Source organism: Rhizobium sp. NZLR8 (assembly GCF_019685025.1).
Lineage (GTDB): Bacteria > Pseudomonadota > Alphaproteobacteria > Rhizobiales > Rhizobiaceae > Rhizobium.
On sequence record NZ_JABDVY010000003.1, the window covers coordinates 23191 to 40975 of the forward strand.

Sequence of the window (17785 nt, forward strand, 5' to 3'; positions counted from 1 at the left end):
ACGGCTCTGTCAGCGTTCGTAGCGGATGAAAGAGGTGCGTCGCGCCAGCGTATCGTAGAGCGCACGACCATCGGCGTTGAACTCCTGCGTCATCCAATAGACGGTGGCCGCGCCGGACGCATCGGCGTAGTCGTAGACCGCCTTGATCAGGGCCCGCCCGGCGCCACTGCCGCGCGCCTCAGGCGAAACGAACAAATCCTCGAGATAGCAGACGTCGTTGGCTGCCCAGGTCGATGGATGGAACAGATAATGGGCAAACCCGATCAGAGCGCCGTCGCGCTCGGCCACCAGCCCATGCGGCTGGCATCCGGGATCGACCAGGCGCGAAAAGGCGAGCGACGTGAGTTCCTCCGGCAGGCGGTGGCGGTAGAAGCGCAGATAGCCTTGCCAGAGCGGCAGCCATTGTGCCTCGTCCGGCGAAGCGATGGGGCGGATCACGGTCGTCATGGGGTGTGGCTTTCAAGGTTATCTGGCACTGAATTCATCCAGTGCCATTTTTGCGATGAAAATCACAACAATTCTCGCCGCAAAAGTCAGGATACTTACATATGTACAGAGACGGATGACGTGAAGAGCGCACTCGGCGACATAGGCAGGTTGACCGAGAAACTCATGTTCTGGGCGCCGCATGGTTCGCAGGTTTGCCATGCGCCACTCGCGGTGACACGCGCCATGCTACCCTTGTCGATGCGCGGCTTCCGGGTCATAGGTCATGGCCCGTGATTTCCTTGAGAACATAACGCCATGGCCGATCCCGCCTTGAAGGACCTTTCCAGCAATCGGCCAGCGGCGTTTATCTGCGGAGCGGCTATCGGCACCCTTGGTGGCCTGATCGGACTTGGAGGAGCAGAATTCCGTCTGCCCCTTCTGATCGCTCCGTTCGGCTTTGCAGCGTTGGAGGCGGTGATCCTCAACAAGGCCATGAGCCTGGTCGTCGTAGCATTCGCTCTGCCATTTCGGGCGGCGACGGTTCCTTTCGACCAGATTGCGGCGCATTGGCCAATCATCGTCAACCTCCTGGCCGGAAGTCTCGCGGGTGCCTGGCTCGGCGCGGGCTGGGCGACGCGACTGAAGTCCGAGACGCTCTACAAGGTGATCGCCATCTTGCTGCTCATGATCGCGGGCGTGCTGGTGTTAGGTCACGACATCTCAGCCGGGTCGGCCCTTGTGACGGGGACTGCGCAGATCATAGCAGGCGTGGTCGCGGGGCTCGTGATTGGTATCGTGGCATCCCTGCTCGGGGTCGCGGGCGGCGAGCTTCTGATTCCAACCCTCATTCTTCTCTTCGGCGCAGACATCAAGCTCGCAGGTAGCCTTTCCCTGGCTGTCAGCCTGCCGACGATGGTCGTCGGCTTTACCCGCTACAGCCGTGACCAAAGCTTTGCCGTCATCAGAAGCAACCGTATGTTCCTGCTCGTCATGGCCCTTGGATCGATCCTTGGCGCGTTTATCGGCGGACAGCTCCTCGGCATCGTCCCGAGTGTCGTGCTGCTGCCTGCCCTTGCTGTGATCCTGGTGATTTCCGCAATCAAGGTATGGCGGCACGCATGACCGCGGGCGTCCTGCCGCAACCTCATGATCTTCAGCGGTCCTGCGACAGGAATCTGGCAGCAGTTGATCGATCCGGCTCTGTCTGTGGCCGTTGACGATGGCGGTGAGCGTGGCGGTCCGATAGGCCAGCGGATCAACGCCGTTGAGTTTGCAGGTCTCGACGAGCGAGGCGATGGTCGTTCAGCTCTCTCTCAACCGTCGCCAAACTGATAAGGGGGGTTGACGGTATCGTGCAAAAATCAAGAATTCTGCCCGATGCGGTTGGCCTGGAATGGCAGGGCTTTTCAGAGTGGACTGTGTGAGAAGAAGCACGGGGCGGGTTCGCGCCGCCGTGTTTTATCGTTCGAAATTCGAGGTTTCTGCTGCTCTACTGACGGCGGCGTCGTCCCGCGTACCTGCTGTTTGCGGTCTAAACCCATGCTCATGATGATGCCACCTATTCAAGGGGCCATCAACTACGGGCGTGAAGACAAGTAAAGGGTCAATGTTCGAGGCCTATTCACACTCAAACCACGAGGGACTGATTGCGGCCAGCTGCATTGAGAAGGAAGCCCGGTTTGGGCCAATGTCGGACATGGCGAGAGGCTCGACTACAGATGCTTGATCACTCGGGCTGGCACCCCGGCTACCATAGAGTTCGCCGGGACGCTTCGACTAACCACTGCACCGGCTGCAATTACGGCATTCTCACCAATGGTGACGCCTTGGAGGATGGTAGCCGCAGCGCCGATCCAGACATTCTTGCCAATGATGACAGGTGCCGCAGTGATACCGTTTCGACGCTTCGAAGGAGACACAGGGTGTCCCGCGGAAACAATGGTTACCTTCGGCCCTATCATTACGTCATCGCCGATAGCGATGCCGCCCATATCCATGAAGTGGCAACCCTGGTTGATGAAGACGTTGGCTCCCACGCTTATGTTCAAGCCGCAGTCGGTCGAGAAAGGAGGGATCACCATGAACCGATCGCCCACTGGCTTTCCTACTAGCTCTTCAAAGGCGGAGCGCAGGCCGGGAAGATCGTCGAAGCCGATCGCGCTAAGTCTTGCCAATAGGCGGACCGCCCGTTGCACATTTTCAAAGCGGGCGCGACCTTCGGCGGAGCGGGCTGAACTTGTCATATGCTGGTATCCCGGCGATTCGGCGCAATTATAGATGATGTCATTGGAAAATGAGAGAAAAGTGCTTTAGCCCATGTCCGCTATGGGCTAAAGGAGGCAAGCACCCTTGGCCGCTTCACGCAACTCCTAGATTCGCGTTTTAGGCAATTCCTAGCGCTACCGCGCAGCCTTAAGCTGGAGACGGGAGACGCCTGCAGCCACATTCAGGCCGGTTCCGGCTTCACCGCTGAGTGGTTGCAATGCGTAGTTTTTCGCATTTCCTCCCACCAGCGCGTTGGCACCGAGGCCGACGCCGACGGACGCACTGGCTGACGCGCCGACATAGGTACCCGCAAGGGCGCCGTCGCCTACGCGCGTAGGGGCAGTATTGACGACGACCCAGCTAAGGTACGATTTGCCGGTTACGCCGATATCAAGGCCGAGCTTTCCGATCGTACCGGTGTAGTGCTCAACCTTGCCGGTCTTCTGCTTGAAGCTGCAGTCGATCGCCTTGCTCGAACCGAGGACCATGCCGACGCCACCTGCGACTTCGCAAGACAGGGTTCCAAGACGGGTCTTCGGTGTATTTACGACCTGCTGAGCGGCATGCTTCGGTTGCTTGGGCTGGCTGGCAGCCTCTGCTGCCGGGACGAACGAGGGAACGACGCCGAGGGTAGCTGCGGCTGCGGTCATCATGAGCTTGTTCATGGGATTTTCCTTTCATGAATACCGCGGTAAACGCATTCCAACAAACTTCGTTCAAGCGCCGACTGGGGCTTTTCCTTCGAGAAGTCGACAACCCTGCCGGATTCGAAGCGGCGGCCGCCGACGTAGATCCGGGCGGCGGACTGGTATGCGGCGGCTTCGCTGCCCGGCGGACGGACGACGGCGATCGATAGCTGTAACCGCTCCGCCCGGTACGGAACCGTTGTCAGCAAGCTCATCGAGGAGGCGGCACAGACCGCGGTTTCGAACAGCGGCGACTGGGAGAGCACCGGGAGCATCATGACGAGGCTCGTGAAGCCCGGAGGCGATTATCATCATCTCCGCGTCCTCGTCGTCGACGAGGACGGCGTCTGCAAGATTTCGGGCCGCACGATCCAGCGTGTGCTCGGCAAGATGAATGCGTTCGTCCGTGACTTCTTGCTGTTCGGGGCGGACTACGCCGAACGAAGGCACATGCGCGCTCTGCGTCAGGTCGCCGCACGACCGAGCGTCTCGAAGCTCTGCGCGCCGACCCGTTTCCCACGCTCTCGCTGGAATTCGATGATGGAGAACTTTGTCAACAGGACCTAGTCCGGCATAACTTGACGCTGTGGACTTGAATTGAACACAATCAGCGGCTACATACTGCCCATCGGCATCGCTGGTGAGTGCTCCACAGGAGCGTTCGCGACGCCGAAGTCGTTAATCTGCCCTTGACCACGGATGTACTGGCACTGGTGTGAAGAGCGATGTTGAGAAGGTCGGTGCGTTTCGCCCGGCCTTTTTTATTGTTCGGAATTGCAGAGTGCGCGCCCGATCGATCCTTCCAGACATTTTCCCTAAAGATTCTGATAGCGATGTCGGGAGCGATGGCCCATGCACGTCCTGGAAGGAAATCGAACGACAAGGGGGAGAGTACAAGCATGGCGCTCAAGCGGATGGACAACGTAGGGATCGTCGTCGAAGACCTCGACGTGGCGATTGATTTCTTTCGCGAACTGGGCCTCGAACTCGAAGGGCGGGCCACGATTGAGGGAGAGTGGGCCGGGCGCGTCACCGGACTGGGAGATCAGCATGTCGAGATCGCAATGATGCGCACGCCGGACGGACACAGCCGGCTAGAACTCTCCCGCTTCCTGCGGCCGACTGTCGTCGCCGATCACCGCGATGCCCCGGTTAACGCGCTTGGCTACCTCCGTGCCATGTTCACCGTCGACGACGTCGACGAGACGCTTGGACGACTGCGTGTGCGGGGCGCGGAGCTAGTGGGCGAAGTCGTTCAGTATCAGGAGTCCTATCGGCTTTGCTACATCCGCGGGCCTGAGGGGCTTCTTGTCGGACTCGCGCAGGAGCTCAACTGAGCAGCAAGAGCGGTTCAGCTTTTCACGGAAGCGCAGAACCGCTCTAAATTTTTGTTTTTACGCAATTCCGGACGGAAAACCGCTTCGCACTTTTTCTGGAATTGCTCTAGCCATCCTTCGCCCGTCTCCACTTCACGAGATATCCAAACCCCGGCACGATCAGGATGCCACCGATCACCCATTCGATCAGGGTCAATGGACGCTCGTCCGGATCGTGTCCTGTGAGATAGAGAAAAAGAAAAAAGCCTACGAAGCCCGCAGCTATCAGAGCCAGTGCGATCAGCAGGTCCTTGCGCGAACTTTGCATGGAAATCCTCTTCGAGAGTTTAGATTTTCGGGGGAGCAAGCTAGTGGACTTAACCGGCCGTGGCGGTTCTTCGAGAAGCTGGAATGATGGGCACCTTTCCGTTGCTACACAATTCCGCATATTTCAACACTCGCAATCGAAGATCATCGCTTAAGACTCGTGCCATCATCTACCTCTCCAAAGTGAATCTTGAATCGGCTTCGACCTGCGCCGTCATTCATCGATCGCAGGATCTGCTCTCGTCGCTGATTTCCCCGACAAGCTCCCATATGTCGACCTTCTCGGCGCGTCCCTTGACCGGGGCCAGGCCGAAGGGGCGAAAGTCGAAGCGGTCGGCGACGGCGGCGCGGGTGGCGGCGCTTGTCAGGATCGATGTGTTCAGATCCTTGTTCATGCCTTCCAGCCGTGATGCCACATTGATCGTATCGCCCATCGCCGTGTACTGCTGACGCGAAATCGCCCCGAAGCTGCCGACGACGGCCGGGCCGGTGTGCAATCCGAATCGCGTCAGGAGCTCGGGGCGGCCATTGCTGAGATTGGCTTCGTTCAAGCCGTCGACCGCCGCTTTCATCGCCAGTGCGCATCGCCAACCATGTTCGGCATGGCTGATATCGTCGACCGGGGCATTCCACATGACGAAAATGGAATCGCCGAGATATTGCACGACGGCCCCGCCATTGCGCTCGGCAATGCTTGATAACTCATGCATGGCGGAACGAATGGCGATGTCGGATGCTAAGATAGCGGCTGGTCTGCCGGTGGATTATTTCGATTACGGAAAAGGGCGACACGAAGTCTCATTATGGTGGGTGCGCTATTCACAGTAGACTCAGAATAAGCGGTCAACAGCCATCAACCTCTGCATAGATGTCAACACCTGAAACTCATGGCAGCGCTGGCCGAAGTGGGCCGTGTCGCGCTCGTTGCAGTCAGTCAGCCACACTTCTCGCGGATGACGCCGCGCGGTGATCCGCGCGGGCTGAAGACTTTATCGATGAGTGTTATCTCTTAAATCCCCGACCCATCGAGCTGCTGGGCGTCGTCGCCTTCCCAGGGGGAGGGCATCGAGATGCGAGCGAGATTGGCCGAGGGCATCGGCATCCAACACTTCAATTCCGGCTCGGCATATTCGATGATCTGCCCCGGCGAGGAATCAGAGGCGCGCCAGCCTTCTGCGCCTCGAGCAGGGTGAACTCGCGCGGCTGCAGCTCGACCACCTGGCCGGCGCGGCGGGCTTCGCGGCGGATCAGATCGAGCTCGAGATCGGCAACCTTCAGCACCGTCCTCTGCTCCTGCACCGGCGGCCGGCGGCCAAGCGCATTGACGCGCGCCAGAAGCTCGGAGAAGGCAAAGGGTTTGGTGAGATAATCGTCGCCGCCCGCCTCCAGCCCCTCGACCCGATCGTCGACGCCGCCGATCGACGTCAGGAACAGCGCCGATGTGCCGACCTTGGCCGCCCGCAGCGAGCGGACGATCGCCAGCCCGTCGAGCCCCGGCAGCATGCGATCGACGACGACGACGTCATAGGCTTCGCGCTGCGCCTGAAACAGCCCATCGCGGCCGTCGCCGAGCACGTCGCAGACATGGCCTGCCTCGGAAAGGCCCTTGGCGATATAATCGGACGTCTTCCGATCGTCCTCGATAAGCAGGATCCGCATCAGCCCGATCATTCCCGGCAGGTGTGGGGGTAATCTAGCTGAGCGGGCAGTTGGGCGACAACTTACGGATTGGTAAGGTGAGGGGCGGGTGGGCAGCTTCCGGCGAACCGGACGCCGCCAGCCGATCGATGACGGCCTCGTCCAAACGTCGTTGTCCGCGAGATGTCAAAGTCGATCGCGAAACGCTGACTTTTGCGACGTTCTATTTGTGCCAGATAGAACTCGCTCAAACCAGATAGAACTCGCTCAAAATGGTGTGTGCCAAACACAGATCACAATAAAGGCCGCTGTCCTCGGCAGAAGGCACTGCTGGAAAATTCGATCTTTATGGTTTTCATGCTTGTCGTCTGCCCAAGTCAGCAGAAGACAAATTTCACCAGACCGCTTACGTTTGATAGATGAGATTGTTGCTTGTCGAAGATGACCGGATGATTGCCGAAGCCCTGCTGAAAGGGTTGGAGCGGCGTGCCATGTCCGTGGACTGGGTGACGGACGGAAAGACTGCGCTGGAAGCCGTCGGCCTCGCGGAATACGGCGTTGTCCTGCTGGATCTCGGGCTGCCCCGGATCGATGGCATGCAGGTGCTGGAATCGATCCGCAAGGCAGGCAAAGGCGTTCCCATCCTCATCCTCACCGCACGCGACGATCTGCCAAGCCGTGTGAAGGGCCTTGACCTCGGCGCCGACGACTATGTGCTGAAACCTTTCGAGCTCGATGAGCTGCTGGCCCGTATCCGGGCGGTGATGCGCCGCAAGGCCGGGCATGCCCAGTCGCTGATTCAGGCGGGAGAGGTGACGCTGGATCTCGCAACGCATGCTGTAACGTTCAGGGAGGCAACGGAAACCCTGTCTGCGCGGGAATTCGCACTTCTGCGGACACTGGCAGAGCGACCGGGTTTGATCCTCTCGCGCGGTCAGCTTGAAGAGCGTATCTACGGCTGGGGCGAGGAAATCGAAAGCAATGCGATAGACGTTCTGATCCATTATATCCGCAAGCGCTTCCATAAGGATGTTATCCGCAATGTGCGCGGCGCCGGCTGGATGATCCCGAAGGCCTGACATGTCGCTCCGCCGCTCGTTCATTCTCGTCTTTTCCGCGCTTTTAACGGCTCTTGCGGCCTTTGCCGCAGCCTTTTCCTATTACAGCGCACGTCTTGAGGCGTGGAGCATCCTGGACTTCCAGCTCCAGCAGATCGCTCATGTGGTCGGCGATGGCAGCGGTCTTGAACCTCTGGCGAGCGCGGGAGCCTCCAGCGATGAGATTGTGGCTGTCAGGATCACTTTCGCGGATGCGCGAGCGACCCGAACGAACGATCCGCGTGTGGTTTTCCCACCACCCGCCTCTGGCGGATTCTCCACCTTTCTGGCGAATGGGGAGGAGTGGCGGCTTTTTACCGATAAGGGCGATCCAGCCCGTACCGTCATGGTCGCCCAGCGCACGGCCGAGCGCGATGAGCTTGCGGCGGACGCCGCCTGGAACACCGCATGGCCGTTCCTGCTGGCCATACCCCTGTCATGGCTTGCCGCCTATTGGCTGGTGGGTGCGATCATGGAGCGTCTCCATATCCTGGCCGGCCGGGTGGAAAGCCGCGTCGTGGAGGACATTGACCCTCTTTCGGTCAAGGACGCCCCTGTGGAGGTGCGTCCGCTGGTGCTGGCGATCAACCGCGCGTTTGACCGCGTCCGCGCCACGCTGGAGCAACAGCGTGCCTTTCTTGCAGATGCGGCCCATGAGCTCAGGACACCGATCACGGCACTTTCCCTCCAGATCGATAATCTCAGGCAGGCAGGGCAGCCGGAGGAGCGCGACGCGGCCGTCGCCGACCTGGAGGCCGGCGTGCGCAGGGCGACACAGGTGTCTACCCAGCTTCTCAGGTTGGCTCGCAGCGAGAGCGGCGAGGGGGCCGGCCGCGAGGCGGCCACAGTCCATCTTGGCGAAGCGCTTCAAGAGTGCCTGAGCCGGTTCCTGGCAGCGGCCGACGCAAAAGCGATCGATCTCGGCATGGTGCAATCGGTTCCCTGCGTGGTCAGGAGCGACCCCGTGGAACTGGCCGCCATCCTCGATATCGTCGTTGACAATGCGCTGCGATACACGCCGGACCACGGGCAAGTGGATCTTGCCGTGCTGACACGCAACGATCACGCGGTTCTCTCCGTGACCGACAACGGGCCGGGGATTGCAGCCGAACTGCGCGAGCGCGTGTTCGACCGCTTCTACCGTATCGATCCGTCTAAAACAGATGGAAGCGGCCTCGGCCTTGCGATCGCCCGCAATCTGGCCGGCCGCAACGGTGGCACCATCCGGCTGATGGACAATCCTGCAGGACGCGGCCTGCGGGTCGTTCTCGAATGGCCTCTCGCCTGATCCGGCGGCTCTAAGTTTCTCCTAAGCCTTGCGCCCCATGCTTTGAGCGTACCCCGACAGGTGCACGACAAACCAATGGAGACAAACACCATGAACCGTTCCGCCAAACTGATCTTCACCGCCCTCACGCTCGGCTCCGCAGCCTTCGTCGCGCAGGCCAATGCAGCCTCGCGCCCGTGCGAGGACGTATTGAAGGAATACCGCGCGGCCAAGGGGACCGCCAAGGTGTCGGCCGATGTGATGAAGAAGGCCGACGAGCTGGAAACCAAGGCGGTCGAGCGCTGCAATGCCGATGACGACAAGCGTGCCGACCAGTTCCTGATGGACGCCATGAAGCTTCTTGGCAAGTAAGCCGCGCCCGTGACCTCAGGAGATACCAAGATGAGCACATCATTCAGTCAATCTGCCAGCCGCGTCCCCGAGGTCACGGTCGACTTCTGGCTGATCAAGCTGCTGGCGGTCACCATGGGGGAGACCGCAGCAGACTTTCTCAACGTCAACCTCGGCTATGGCCTTACCGCCACGTCGATTTTCATGGCCTGCGTGTTTCTCTGCGCGCTCGCCATCCAGTTCTACCAGGGCAAGTATGTTCCGTGGTCGTATTGGCTGACGGTCGTCCTGATCAGCGTCGTGGGTACCCTTGTCACCGATAACCTCGTTGACAATTTCGGGGTCTCGCTGATGACCACCACGGTGGGCTTCAGCATTGCGCTCGCCGTCACCTTCGCCATTTGGTACGGGGTGGACCGCACGCTCTCCATCCACTCGATCCTGACACCACGGCGCGAGAGTTTCTATTGGCTCGCCATCCTGTTCACCTTTGCCCTCGGCACATCGGTCGGCGACCAGGTCGCGGAACGCTTCGAACTGGGCTACCTGAATACGGGCCTTCTGTTTGGCGGCATCATCGTGGTGATCGCGGTGGCCTATTACAAGTTCAGGCTGGATGCCACTACCGCCTTCTGGCTGGCTTACATCCTGACCCGCCCGCTCGGCGCGTCCTTCGGCGACCTCCTGTCCCAGCCGATGGAATATGGCGGCCTCGGCCTCGGCACCGTCACCACCAGTCTTGGTTTCCTCCTTGCCATCATAGCGACGGTCGTCTACGCGACAGCCCGCTACATGCGCGCGCCGACCCTTCCTTGAGATCACTGACCAACGGCATAGCGCCGGCCGCAGTGAAGATGACGATGGTTCGGGGCGGGGTGGGCAGCTTCCGGCGCAACCGGACGCCAAGAGTTCCCACCGTTCCTTGAAAGAAGCGACGAGTTAGGCTCTTCTGGTCTCGGCACGTTTACATGACCGGGAGGGCACGATTGGCGAACATTCCAGATAGTATGAAATCAGAACTCGCAGCCTGGAATGATGGTCGAGGGATCAGCCTCCGGGACTGGACCGCCAACAGCGGAAATTTCTCGCTCGCAGTAGGCTATTCAGAGATATTCTGGCCCCGCTTCGTCGCGTTTGAAAAATACGTTCTCGTTGACGGTTTCAATTTGGAGGGCTTGCGATCCTTTGAACGAAATCCTGAGGCAACGCGCCAGTCTATCGAATGGGTGATGAATCATTTTCACATCGCTGACATTCAGCACTCGGCATGCACGGATGTAGCCGGCGACAAGCTGGCGATCCTGGGCGAACGCCTGCGCGAAATCTACATCGCAAAGCTTGGGTGGCAATTTCCTGATCGTACATTCGTCGTAGAGCTTGTTCAGCCGGAGAGATCAGGTGAATTCGAAGATTATCAGATAAGCTTTTTCCAAGCATGATTTCCGTTATTGAAGTTCGCTTGACCGAGGATCCAACCACAAGCAGCGGGAATGAATCCCACTAAACCGCGCGAAAAGACTTTAAGCCTAGCCGGCTTCAGGCATCTCATGACAGCCAGTCCGGCAAAACCTCGATCAAATCCTGCGCGGGATCATGGGCGAGTTTGTCCAGCAGCGGCAGGTCTTGCGGACGTATCAGCCTTTGAGAAGAATCTGCTTCGCGCCACCGATCCCAATCGGAGGTTTCTCGGCCATTCAGCACGTAATGATCTCTGATGACATTGATCTTCACAAACCACAGGCCATTCACCTCACCGTGGCCAAATGCCTGAGGATCGACCGTCTCTCGACGGCATTTCAGCCAGGCCTCTCCTGCGGGCATGAAAAAGTCACGCGGTACGTCGGCTGGGTCGAACTTGATCTGTTTTTTCTCTTTCAGCATCCGGTCGATTTGCGCGTCGCTCAAATGCCAGCGTCTGGTTGCCGCGCTCCAATATTCACAAACCCAATGATCCTCCCATCCTGCCGAGAAGTAGGAGGCGAAGCCACAGCGCACGCGTGCGGGAACACTTTTGCTGCGAAGGATCGAAGACAATGCGAGTGCAAAATCGCGACACGTGCCGGTGGATCGTCTCTCTGCGGGACGCCGGCAGTGGAGCGGCTGAGGATCTCTGGCGAACACATCGTCGAAGCGTTGCGCGATCGGCAATGTTTTTCTCGCCGATGCGTCCAACCTTGTTTGGTCGAGACCGTATTCTGCTGCCCAATCGGCGTGAACGAGCACGCCTTGAATAATTTCATTCAATCGCCCGACCCCGTTCGGCAAATCCGCCATCAAAGGCCTGTGATGGATTGGATCGGACATCTGACTATGGTTGGTCCAGCGTTTCTTTTCCTCCATGTCGCTATGGTTGCCTTTCCCGTTGCGAGATCAAACCGGCAATGATTTTACCGCCGTCTGCAACATCGCAGGATAGGGAGTTTTGCGACAGCCACAATGACAGGTCTAGGCGATTCTGGATCTGGGCGAAAAGAGCGAGCGGGAACAATTTCAGCCGCGGCCGGGTTACTGTTCGGTGAGCCGTGCAGAGATGCTGAAGTAGCTTGGGAGGCAGCACTTCAATGCTTTGCCTCTGCACGGCTCAGCACCCTTACTTTCGCCAGATAACTTTGTTCCCTGGTCCGCGACGCGTTGCCCGATCGGCTGGCGGGGCAATCCCGGTCTCACGTCTATTGCTGGCTTACGCCTTCTTAAGGCGAACTAGGATTGTTTTCGGGTTATTCGGTGCGTGCTCTACATCGACGATACCTGACGACCTCACGAGATCCTTCAACTTGGGGAAGCCGTACTTGCGTGGTTTGAAGTCAGGCGCTTGCTTCACCAGATGCCCTCCCACTTCAGCTAGATTTGCTCGACCGTCTTGATCAGAAGTTGCGGTGATCGCTTTGGTCAACATGTCTCGTGTCGCTTTATCCAATCCAGCCTTTTTAGACGGCGCCTTCGTAGCCGTAGGTTTGGCCTGGACTGTGGTTTTTTGGGCGGGGGCCGCTGCTTCGTCGACTTCTGCAGCCTGAGCATTGAGGACGTCGAAATAGACGAATTTATTACAGGCCGTGATGAAGGAACGAGGCGTCTTCCTCCCACCGAACCCATAGACAGTAACGCATTGTTCCCGGATTCTCGCCGCCAGTCGCGCAAAATCGCTGTCACTGGAGATGATACAGAAGCCCGAGAAACGACCAGTATACAACAAGTCCATGGCGTCGATGATCATTGCGCCGTCGGTCGCGTTTTTTCCGGTCGTATAGGCGAATTGCTGAATAGGCTGGATTGAATATTCGAGCAGGCATTCCTTCCAGCCCTTTAGGTTCGGACCCGTCCAGTCGCCGTAGATGCGTTTGACGCTGGCCGTTCCGCAGTTGGCGATCTCCGCCATGAGGCCGACGACGATCTTCGGCGAAGCGTTGTCGCCATCAATCAGCACCGCTAAGGTTCCGGAATTTTTTGCTGCCATTTACCTCTCCCCGCGTTGCTCGCAAAGTATACATTGTCCTGATTATTGCAACTACGATCCTGGATGACAGTACATCTATAGATCGCTAGAATGAAAAGTTCGCAGAAGCAGTCAACGCGAAGAATGTCAATCCTGATTGGTAAGATAAAGTGGGGCGCCAGCACTACGATGATCATCGGCCTTCGTCGCGCCGCGCATCAACGTGGCGTGCGGACGTTAGTGCTCGTCAGGTTCTTGCGGCGCTTGCTCCACAATACCGGTAAATCGTGCAATTTATGCCTAGCTCACTTACCCCTATCAGTGGCGTAAGCTATCCTGAAGAACCCGGGATGGAGAATATGACATGGCGAAGCTCGTCTTCGGAATGAACCTGTCGCTGGATGGCTACGTCGACCACCAGGAATTTGCGCCCGACGCCACCCTCTTTCGCCATTGGATCGAGCAGGTGCGCGGCCTGAGCGGTAGCCTCTACGGCCGCCGCATGTACGAGGTCATGCGCTACTGGGACGATGACGATCCTGAATGGACCCCGGATTTACGCGACTTCGCGATGGCGTGGCGGAGCCAGCCGAAATGGGTGGTGTCGCGCTCGTTGCAGTCGGTCGGCCCCAATGCCACCCTTGTCGCGGAGGATGTCGAGGCGGCGATCCGCGGGCTGAAGGCCGGGCTTGCCGGGGAGATCCAAGTCGCCGGGCCGGACCTTGCGGGAACCCTGACCGACCTCGGCCTTATCGATGAATATCGGCTCAACTTCCACCCCGTCGTGCTCGGCCGCGGCAAGCCGTTCTTCACCGGCCCCCGGCCGCCGCTCCGCCTTGTCGCCAGCGATCGGATCGGCGAGGAGGCGATCAGATTGACCTATGTTCCTGCCTGATCGGGCAATTTGCCGGATCGATCGCGTCGACGCGGCAGCCACGATGACTGATCCTCGTGCTTCTGCGCCGTGACTGCAGTCGGCGCGACGCGGTCATTTGGCTACCAGATGGGAAATGGCTGAGGTCTGCGATGCCATGCGTGGCATCAGCACGAGGCACGGCCGGGGCCAGTCGGACGGAGATCGGCGACGCTGGACTCATTGTCGTGAACAAGGCTTAATGCCGCGCGGGGATGGCTGGGGGATGCCGCTCGTGAGATCATCGTGGCAGAAGAATGGGAGTGCCGATGTTCTTGATGTCGTCGTCATCGGCGCCGGCTGGGCGGGCCTCGGTGTCAGCTATTGGCTGGCACGGCGGGGCCTGCGTCATAGCGTCCTGGAGCGGGGTCGCATAGGCGAGACCTGGCGCACGCAGCGCTGGGAGTCCTTTCGGATGAATACGCCCAACGTGCAGACCGTCATGCCTGGCGACCGCTATGAGGGTCCGGATCCCTATGGTGTTTTCACGCGCGATCAGTTCGTCGCTCTCCTTGAAGACTTCGCCGGCCGCAACGGGCTGCCGATCGAAGCGGATACCGCGGTGAGCGAACTCGCGCGGGAGGATGGCGTCTATCGGCTGACCACCTCGCAGGGCACGCTTCGGGCGCGGAAGGTGATCGTCGCAAGCGGCAACCTGAATTGTCCCGTGCGCCCGATCCCGCCAGATGCATTGCCGCCTGATCTTTGCCAGATCGACGCTTCCGGCTATCGCAGCGCTGCCGATCTGCCCGGCGGAGCAGTGCTGGTGGTCGGAAGCGGCCAATCGGGCGCCCAGATCGTGGAGGAGCTGGCGGAAGCGGGCCGGACGGTCTTCCTTGCGACCAGTCGCGTCGGGCGGCTTCCACGCCGCTATCGGGGTCGCGACATCATGATCTGGCTCCTCGAAAGCGGGCTTCTCGACGTGCGGCGAGAGGAGGTCATTCGGCTTGCGGGACGCATCCCGCCGCGTGGTGTGCTCGGATCGGAACACACGATCAGCCTTCAAGGGCTTGGCGCACAGGGTATCGTGCTTCTCGGGCGATTGACCGGGGTTGCGGGTGGCGGCCGCCTCTCTTTCGCCGACGATCTCGAAACGAATGTTCGTTTTGCGGATGAAGCCTCTGACAATGCCAAACGCCATATTGACGACTATATCGGCCGCACCGGGATCGACGCACCGGTTTCGCAGCCCGACCCGGCGGAGACGGTCGCGTGGCGTCGGCCGGACCCGGCTATCAATTCGCTCGATCTCTCCCTATCCGGCATCACCAGCCTGGTGTGGTGCACGGGCTTCAAGGGCGATTTCAGCTTTATGAGACTTCCCGGTGCGCTGGATGCTGCCGGGCAGCCCGTTCACGCCGATGGGGTGGGCGTCTTGCCGGGCCTCTACTTTGCCGGACTGGATTTCGCCTCCACACGCAAGTCAGGCATCATATTGGCAATCACCGAAGAAGCGCCCCGCCTCGTCGAACACCTCATAGGGCATTCGGGACCGGCGCGGTGCCAACGATGATCAATTTATTCTGAGCCGCATCGCTGCAAATGCCTGATGGCACTTTTGGTTTTCCATGGATGTCCGCTCTCGGCCCGAAGCGGTCATGGCACGTGCCGCAAAGGCCGGCCAGCGTTGCCGAAATTGGCCATTCGGCAAATCAGCTCGCGAAGTAGCGCGTTGGCGTTGTGCCCAATGCCTTCTTGAACATGACGATAAAGGCGGTAGCAGATTCGTATCCCAAGTCGCTCGACACCCTCTGGACCGTCGCGCCGCTGGCCAGTTCGCGCAATGCGATGACCAGGTGCAGTTGCCGCCGCCATCGGCCGAAGGTCAGCCCCGTTTCCTGGACCATCAGCCGCTTCAGGGATCGCTCACTCATGGCAACGTGTGCCGCCCAATCGACCAGGGTGCGACGGTCGCTCGGCTCCGCCATCAGGGCAGCGGTGATCGCGTTGATTTTGGGATGGCTGGAAGCGGGCAACTCCAGGCCCTGTATCGGCATCTGCGTGAGTTCGTCCAACAAGACCCGCACCAGACGGCCAACATGATCGTCCGGAGCAGAGTTGACCGATACATCCGCCAGTCGGAGGATCATCTCGCGGAGCATCGGCGACACAGACAAAGTGCAGCACTCCTGCGGCAGCGTCGCCGCGTCGGGTTGAACGAACAGATAGGACAGGCGTGCGTTGGACGTGACCAGGTTGCTATGCGGTATGCCGCCGGGTATCCAGACTCCGCAGTCCGGTGGGACAATCCAGAGGCCATTCTCCGTCCTGCATGTGACTGCCCCGTGCAAGGCCAAAATGAGCTGCCCTTGCTTGTGCTGGTGCTGGGGCACCTCAGCTTCATAGTCACTGAAGTCGAGGCGGACAGCGACAGCCAGGCGATCCGACCAGTCTGGATCGAAGTCGTCGTAGCAGGAACGCAGCAGTTTTGCGGATTGGCCCAATTTGGAGATCATTTGGCATTATCTCCAAATTCTTGCGGACTGCCATAGTCTATTATCGGGCGGTCAACAATCGAATGGAGACTGTCATGCGAATTTCTGTCGTCGGCGCAACGGGACGAATTGGCGCTAAGCTGACCCGGACCCTGCTGAGCGCCGGGCATCAGGTCAGAGCGTTGTCGAGAGGTGGCCCAGGGTTGGACGGGTTGGTCGCGCTTGGAGCAGAGCCATTCCTGGGAAGCTTTGACACAGGAGAGGGAGACCTTGACCAATTTTTCCACGATGCAGATGCTGCGTTCCTGATGGTGAAGACCGATTGGAACAACATCGAGGGACACTACCCCGCTGTTGCCCAGCGCTTTGTCGATGCGCTTGAAAAATCCTCCGTCAAACTGGCCGTAAGCCTGACGGCCATGGGTTCGGACGTGAAGGGGAAGACGGGTCATTTCGAGTGCTTCCACGATCTGGACGAAAAGCTCAACGAACTCGGCAATATCAATTTGGTCCACCTGCGCGCCGCCTGGTTCATGGACGACGTGGCAATGTGGACGAGGCCGGTTGCCAAATACGGTCGAATTGCCTGGTTCTGTAAACCTGATTTGAAGATGCCCTGGGTGGCCACCGATGACATTGCATGGCTGGCAGCGAAGGAACTGACCAATCCGACGGGCAGACACCGCGTCTATCTCGAAGTTGGCTCGGAAGATGTCTCGATGAACGAACTGGCCGTGCTCATTGGCAAGAAGATCGGCAGTCCGGTGGAGTATCGATACATCGAGACGACCCGCAAAGACGTGGAAGCTGAATTTCTGGCGCGGTTCGGGACGCCGGAGAAATGGCAGGACGACACCCTGACTGCTAACGCTTTGAACAATGGCATCGTAAAGTTCCATGGGGAGCACGAGGATCGCCCAAAATTGCCCACAACGATGGAGGTGTTCATTGGCGAGGTTTGGAAGCCGCGTTACCTGGAGGCAGTCAAAGCGGGAGACGAACGAGAGACGTTTCCCATGTGGACTGCCAGGGACTAGCTGGATGTCACGCTTGTTTTTTGCCCCCCAGCAATCTCCAGTCTTTGTTGGACGCTGCCGCAAATTATTAAGTTGCGGCAGCTATATGACCGCAATTGGCGCGTTCCTGCCAAAACCGGAGGCCGGCTATCGGCCCCGTGCGGTCATACCTTCCTCAGCAAGTCTGTGAGGCAGTCAGGGAATACGGTGTCGCTGGTTTCTCCAAGCTCTTGCTCAGACCACCAGCGATGATCGGCCATCACGTCTCGCTCATTCTCGGTCCAACCGGCGTCGGAGACGGAAGGCCGGAATGCTGCATATGTCAGGATTTCTGCGACATGCCGCCCATGTACTGATCAAGATGGCTCTTCCACAGCGCTGGTTTGAACATCAAAGCGTGGCCCATGGGCGCAGCAATGAACTCTCCCTGTCCGCCAGCCGATAAAAACCTTTCGAAATTACCTCGGCAGTGCTCGATCCGATAGTACTGGTCATGGATTCCGTGCAGCCAAAGCGTCGGAATTCCGGAAGTTGCGCCACGTTCAAATAGGCTCGGATTTACACTTTCATGTTTGCGGCAACCCTTGCCCAGCCACCCACCATAACCGGTTC

Annotated in this window: 19 protein-coding genes and 3 pseudogenes; 11 read left to right on the forward strand and 11 right to left on the reverse strand. The window is 59.2% G+C overall.

The genetic code is table 11. The features are described 5' to 3' along the window. Window positions 1-9: 9 nt before the first annotated feature. Window positions 10-447: a GNAT family N-acetyltransferase gene (locus HJB89_RS07495; protein ID WP_207583317.1), complete on the reverse strand. Its 438-nt coding sequence runs from the start codon at window positions 445-447 to the stop codon at window positions 10-12. 297 nt (window positions 448-744) lie between these two features. Here HJB89_RS07495 and HJB89_RS07500 point away from each other — a divergent pair, with 297 nt between their 5' ends. After that, window positions 745-1551 (forward strand): sulfite exporter TauE/SafE family protein, encoded by an 807-nt coding sequence (locus HJB89_RS07500; RefSeq protein ID WP_207583318.1) that lies wholly within the window; start codon window positions 745-747, stop codon window positions 1549-1551. 54 nt (window positions 1552-1605) lie between these two features. Here HJB89_RS07500 and HJB89_RS07505 read toward each other — a convergent pair. From HJB89_RS07505 to HJB89_RS07520, 4 genes and pseudogenes are all read right to left on the reverse strand, one after another. Beyond that, window positions 1606-1725, reverse strand: a pseudogene (locus HJB89_RS07505) (transposase domain-containing protein); the annotation flags it as partial. A 416-nt stretch (window positions 1726-2141) separates the two neighbouring features. After that, entirely contained in the window at window positions 2142-2672 is a 531-nt protein-coding gene (locus tag HJB89_RS07510; protein WP_221149460.1) for a sugar O-acetyltransferase, read from the reverse strand. A 156-nt stretch (window positions 2673-2828) separates the two neighbouring features. Beyond that, window positions 2829-3359, reverse strand: a complete 531-nt coding sequence (locus HJB89_RS07515; RefSeq protein ID WP_221116975.1) for a DUF992 domain-containing protein — start codon at window positions 3357-3359, stop codon at window positions 2829-2831. After that, entirely contained in the window at window positions 3356-3655 is a 300-nt protein-coding gene (locus HJB89_RS07520; protein ID WP_221149462.1) for a hypothetical protein, read from the reverse strand. Before HJB89_RS07520 ends, HJB89_RS07515 begins: the two co-directional genes overlap by 4 nt. A gap of 1 nt (window position 3656) precedes the next feature. On the opposite strand from HJB89_RS07520, the gene HJB89_RS07525 reads away from it, so the two are divergent. Together HJB89_RS07525 and HJB89_RS07530 are read left to right on the forward strand one after the other, a co-directional pair. After that, window positions 3657-3947, forward strand: coding sequence for a hypothetical protein (locus HJB89_RS07525; RefSeq protein ID WP_221116977.1), 291 nt, complete (start codon window positions 3657-3659; stop codon window positions 3945-3947). A 332-nt stretch (window positions 3948-4279) separates the two neighbouring features. Then, window positions 4280-4717 carry a VOC family protein gene (locus tag HJB89_RS07530; RefSeq protein ID WP_221149463.1) on the forward strand — a complete coding sequence of 146 codons (438 nt, stop codon included), beginning with the start codon at window positions 4280-4282 and terminating at the stop codon, window positions 4715-4717. Between the two features lie 106 nt (window positions 4718-4823). On the opposite strand, the gene HJB89_RS07535 is transcribed toward HJB89_RS07530, so the two are convergent. From HJB89_RS07535 to HJB89_RS07545, 3 genes and pseudogenes are all read right to left on the reverse strand, one after another. Further along, window positions 4824-5024, reverse strand: coding sequence for a hypothetical protein (locus tag HJB89_RS07535; protein ID WP_207583323.1), 201 nt, complete (start codon window positions 5022-5024; stop codon window positions 4824-4826). Between the two features lie 217 nt (window positions 5025-5241). Next, window positions 5242-5724 (reverse strand): annotated as a pseudogene (locus tag HJB89_RS07540) (adenylate/guanylate cyclase domain-containing protein); the annotation flags it as partial. 463 nt (window positions 5725-6187) lie between these two features. Beyond that, window positions 6188-6682, reverse strand: a pseudogene (locus tag HJB89_RS07545) (response regulator transcription factor); the annotation flags it as partial. 398 nt (window positions 6683-7080) lie between these two features. Here HJB89_RS07545 and HJB89_RS07550 point away from each other — a divergent pair. The 5 genes from HJB89_RS07550 to HJB89_RS07570 all read left to right on the forward strand — a co-directional run bounded on the left by HJB89_RS07550 (window position 7081) and on the right by HJB89_RS07570 (window position 10815). Then, window positions 7081-7740, forward strand: coding sequence for a response regulator transcription factor (locus HJB89_RS07550; protein WP_221149464.1), 660 nt, complete (start codon window positions 7081-7083; stop codon window positions 7738-7740). A gap of 1 nt (window position 7741) precedes the next feature. Continuing rightward, a complete protein-coding gene (locus tag HJB89_RS07555) occupies window positions 7742-9046 on the forward strand; it encodes a HAMP domain-containing sensor histidine kinase (RefSeq protein WP_221132195.1) in 1305 nt (434 codons plus the stop codon). A gap of 90 nt (window positions 9047-9136) precedes the next feature. Continuing rightward, window positions 9137-9397: a hypothetical protein gene (locus HJB89_RS07560; RefSeq protein ID WP_207583326.1), complete on the forward strand. Its 261-nt coding sequence runs from the start codon at window positions 9137-9139 to the stop codon at window positions 9395-9397. A 30-nt stretch (window positions 9398-9427) separates the two neighbouring features. Beyond that, on the forward strand, window positions 9428-10192 hold the full coding sequence (locus HJB89_RS07565) for a hypothetical protein (protein ID WP_221141164.1): 765 nt from the start codon (window positions 9428-9430) through the stop codon (window positions 10190-10192). A gap of 170 nt (window positions 10193-10362) precedes the next feature. Beyond that, complete coding sequence (locus HJB89_RS07570; RefSeq protein ID WP_221116982.1) at window positions 10363-10815, forward strand: hypothetical protein; 453 nt, start codon at window positions 10363-10365, stop codon at window positions 10813-10815. Between the two features lie 106 nt (window positions 10816-10921). Here the strand turns inward: HJB89_RS07570 and HJB89_RS07575 are convergent, their stop codons facing one another. Further along, on the reverse strand, window positions 10922-11716 hold the full coding sequence (locus tag HJB89_RS07575; protein ID WP_221116983.1) for a transglutaminase domain-containing protein: 795 nt from the start codon (window positions 11714-11716) through the stop codon (window positions 10922-10924). Window positions 11717-12056: 340 nt separating this feature from the next. Then, the gene (locus tag HJB89_RS07580; protein WP_207583330.1) at window positions 12057-12830 is read right to left on the reverse strand and encodes an NYN domain-containing protein; all 774 of its coding nucleotides are present in this window, start codon (window positions 12828-12830) and stop codon (window positions 12057-12059) included. A gap of 343 nt (window positions 12831-13173) precedes the next feature. Here HJB89_RS07580 and HJB89_RS07585 point away from each other — a divergent pair, with 343 nt between their 5' ends. Continuing rightward, on the forward strand, window positions 13174-13704 hold the full coding sequence (locus HJB89_RS07585) for a dihydrofolate reductase family protein (protein ID WP_221149466.1): 531 nt from the start codon (window positions 13174-13176) through the stop codon (window positions 13702-13704). 244 nt (window positions 13705-13948) lie between these two features. Further along, the gene (locus HJB89_RS07590; protein WP_221149467.1) at window positions 13949-15235 is read left to right on the forward strand and encodes an NAD(P)/FAD-dependent oxidoreductase; all 1287 of its coding nucleotides are present in this window, start codon (window positions 13949-13951) and stop codon (window positions 15233-15235) included. A gap of 139 nt (window positions 15236-15374) precedes the next feature. Here the strand turns inward: HJB89_RS07590 and HJB89_RS07595 are convergent, their stop codons facing one another. Next, window positions 15375-16178 carry a helix-turn-helix domain-containing protein gene (locus HJB89_RS07595; protein ID WP_221116986.1) on the reverse strand — a complete coding sequence of 268 codons (804 nt, stop codon included), beginning with the start codon at window positions 16176-16178 and terminating at the stop codon, window positions 15375-15377. Window positions 16179-16252: 74 nt separating this feature from the next. Between HJB89_RS07595 and HJB89_RS07600 the strand changes: the two genes are divergently transcribed. Then, window positions 16253-17194 carry an NmrA family NAD(P)-binding protein gene (locus tag HJB89_RS07600; protein ID WP_221116987.1) on the forward strand — a complete coding sequence of 314 codons (942 nt, stop codon included), beginning with the start codon at window positions 16253-16255 and terminating at the stop codon, window positions 17192-17194. The last annotated feature ends 591 nt before the right edge of the window (window positions 17195-17785 follow it).

Coding starts and splice junctions, on each gene's coding strand:
- HJB89_RS07495 (WP_207583317.1), bottom strand. CDS start 447: ATGACGACCGTGATCCGCCCCATCGCTTCGCCGGACGAGGCACAATGG.
- HJB89_RS07500 (WP_207583318.1), top strand. CDS start 745: ATGGCCGATCCCGCCTTGAAGGACCTTTCCAGCAATCGGCCAGCGGCG.
- HJB89_RS07510 (WP_221149460.1), bottom strand. CDS start 2,672: ATGACAAGTTCAGCCCGCTCCGCCGAAGGTCGCGCCCGCTTTGAAAAT.
- HJB89_RS07515 (WP_221116975.1), bottom strand. CDS start 3,359: ATGAACAAGCTCATGATGACCGCAGCCGCAGCTACCCTCGGCGTCGTT.
- HJB89_RS07520 (WP_221149462.1), bottom strand. CDS start 3,655: ATGCTCCCGGTGCTCTCCCAGTCGCCGCTGTTCGAAACCGCGGTCTGT.
- HJB89_RS07525 (WP_221116977.1), top strand. CDS start 3,657: ATGACGAGGCTCGTGAAGCCCGGAGGCGATTATCATCATCTCCGCGTC.
- HJB89_RS07530 (WP_221149463.1), top strand. CDS start 4,280: ATGGCGCTCAAGCGGATGGACAACGTAGGGATCGTCGTCGAAGACCTC.
- HJB89_RS07535 (WP_207583323.1), bottom strand. CDS start 5,024: ATGCAAAGTTCGCGCAAGGACCTGCTGATCGCACTGGCTCTGATAGCT.
- HJB89_RS07550 (WP_221149464.1), top strand. CDS start 7,081: ATGAGATTGTTGCTTGTCGAAGATGACCGGATGATTGCCGAAGCCCTG.
- HJB89_RS07555 (WP_221132195.1), top strand. CDS start 7,742: ATGTCGCTCCGCCGCTCGTTCATTCTCGTCTTTTCCGCGCTTTTAACG.
- HJB89_RS07560 (WP_207583326.1), top strand. CDS start 9,137: ATGAACCGTTCCGCCAAACTGATCTTCACCGCCCTCACGCTCGGCTCC.
- HJB89_RS07565 (WP_221141164.1), top strand. CDS start 9,428: ATGAGCACATCATTCAGTCAATCTGCCAGCCGCGTCCCCGAGGTCACG.
- HJB89_RS07575 (WP_221116983.1), bottom strand. CDS start 11,716: ATGGAGGAAAAGAAACGCTGGACCAACCATAGTCAGATGTCCGATCCA.
- HJB89_RS07580 (WP_207583330.1), bottom strand. CDS start 12,830: ATGGCAGCAAAAAATTCCGGAACCTTAGCGGTGCTGATTGATGGCGAC.
- HJB89_RS07585 (WP_221149466.1), top strand. CDS start 13,174: ATGGCGAAGCTCGTCTTCGGAATGAACCTGTCGCTGGATGGCTACGTC.
- HJB89_RS07590 (WP_221149467.1), top strand. CDS start 13,949: ATGCCGCTCGTGAGATCATCGTGGCAGAAGAATGGGAGTGCCGATGTT.
- HJB89_RS07595 (WP_221116986.1), bottom strand. CDS start 16,178: ATGATCTCCAAATTGGGCCAATCCGCAAAACTGCTGCGTTCCTGCTAC.
- HJB89_RS07600 (WP_221116987.1), top strand. CDS start 16,253: ATGCGAATTTCTGTCGTCGGCGCAACGGGACGAATTGGCGCTAAGCTG.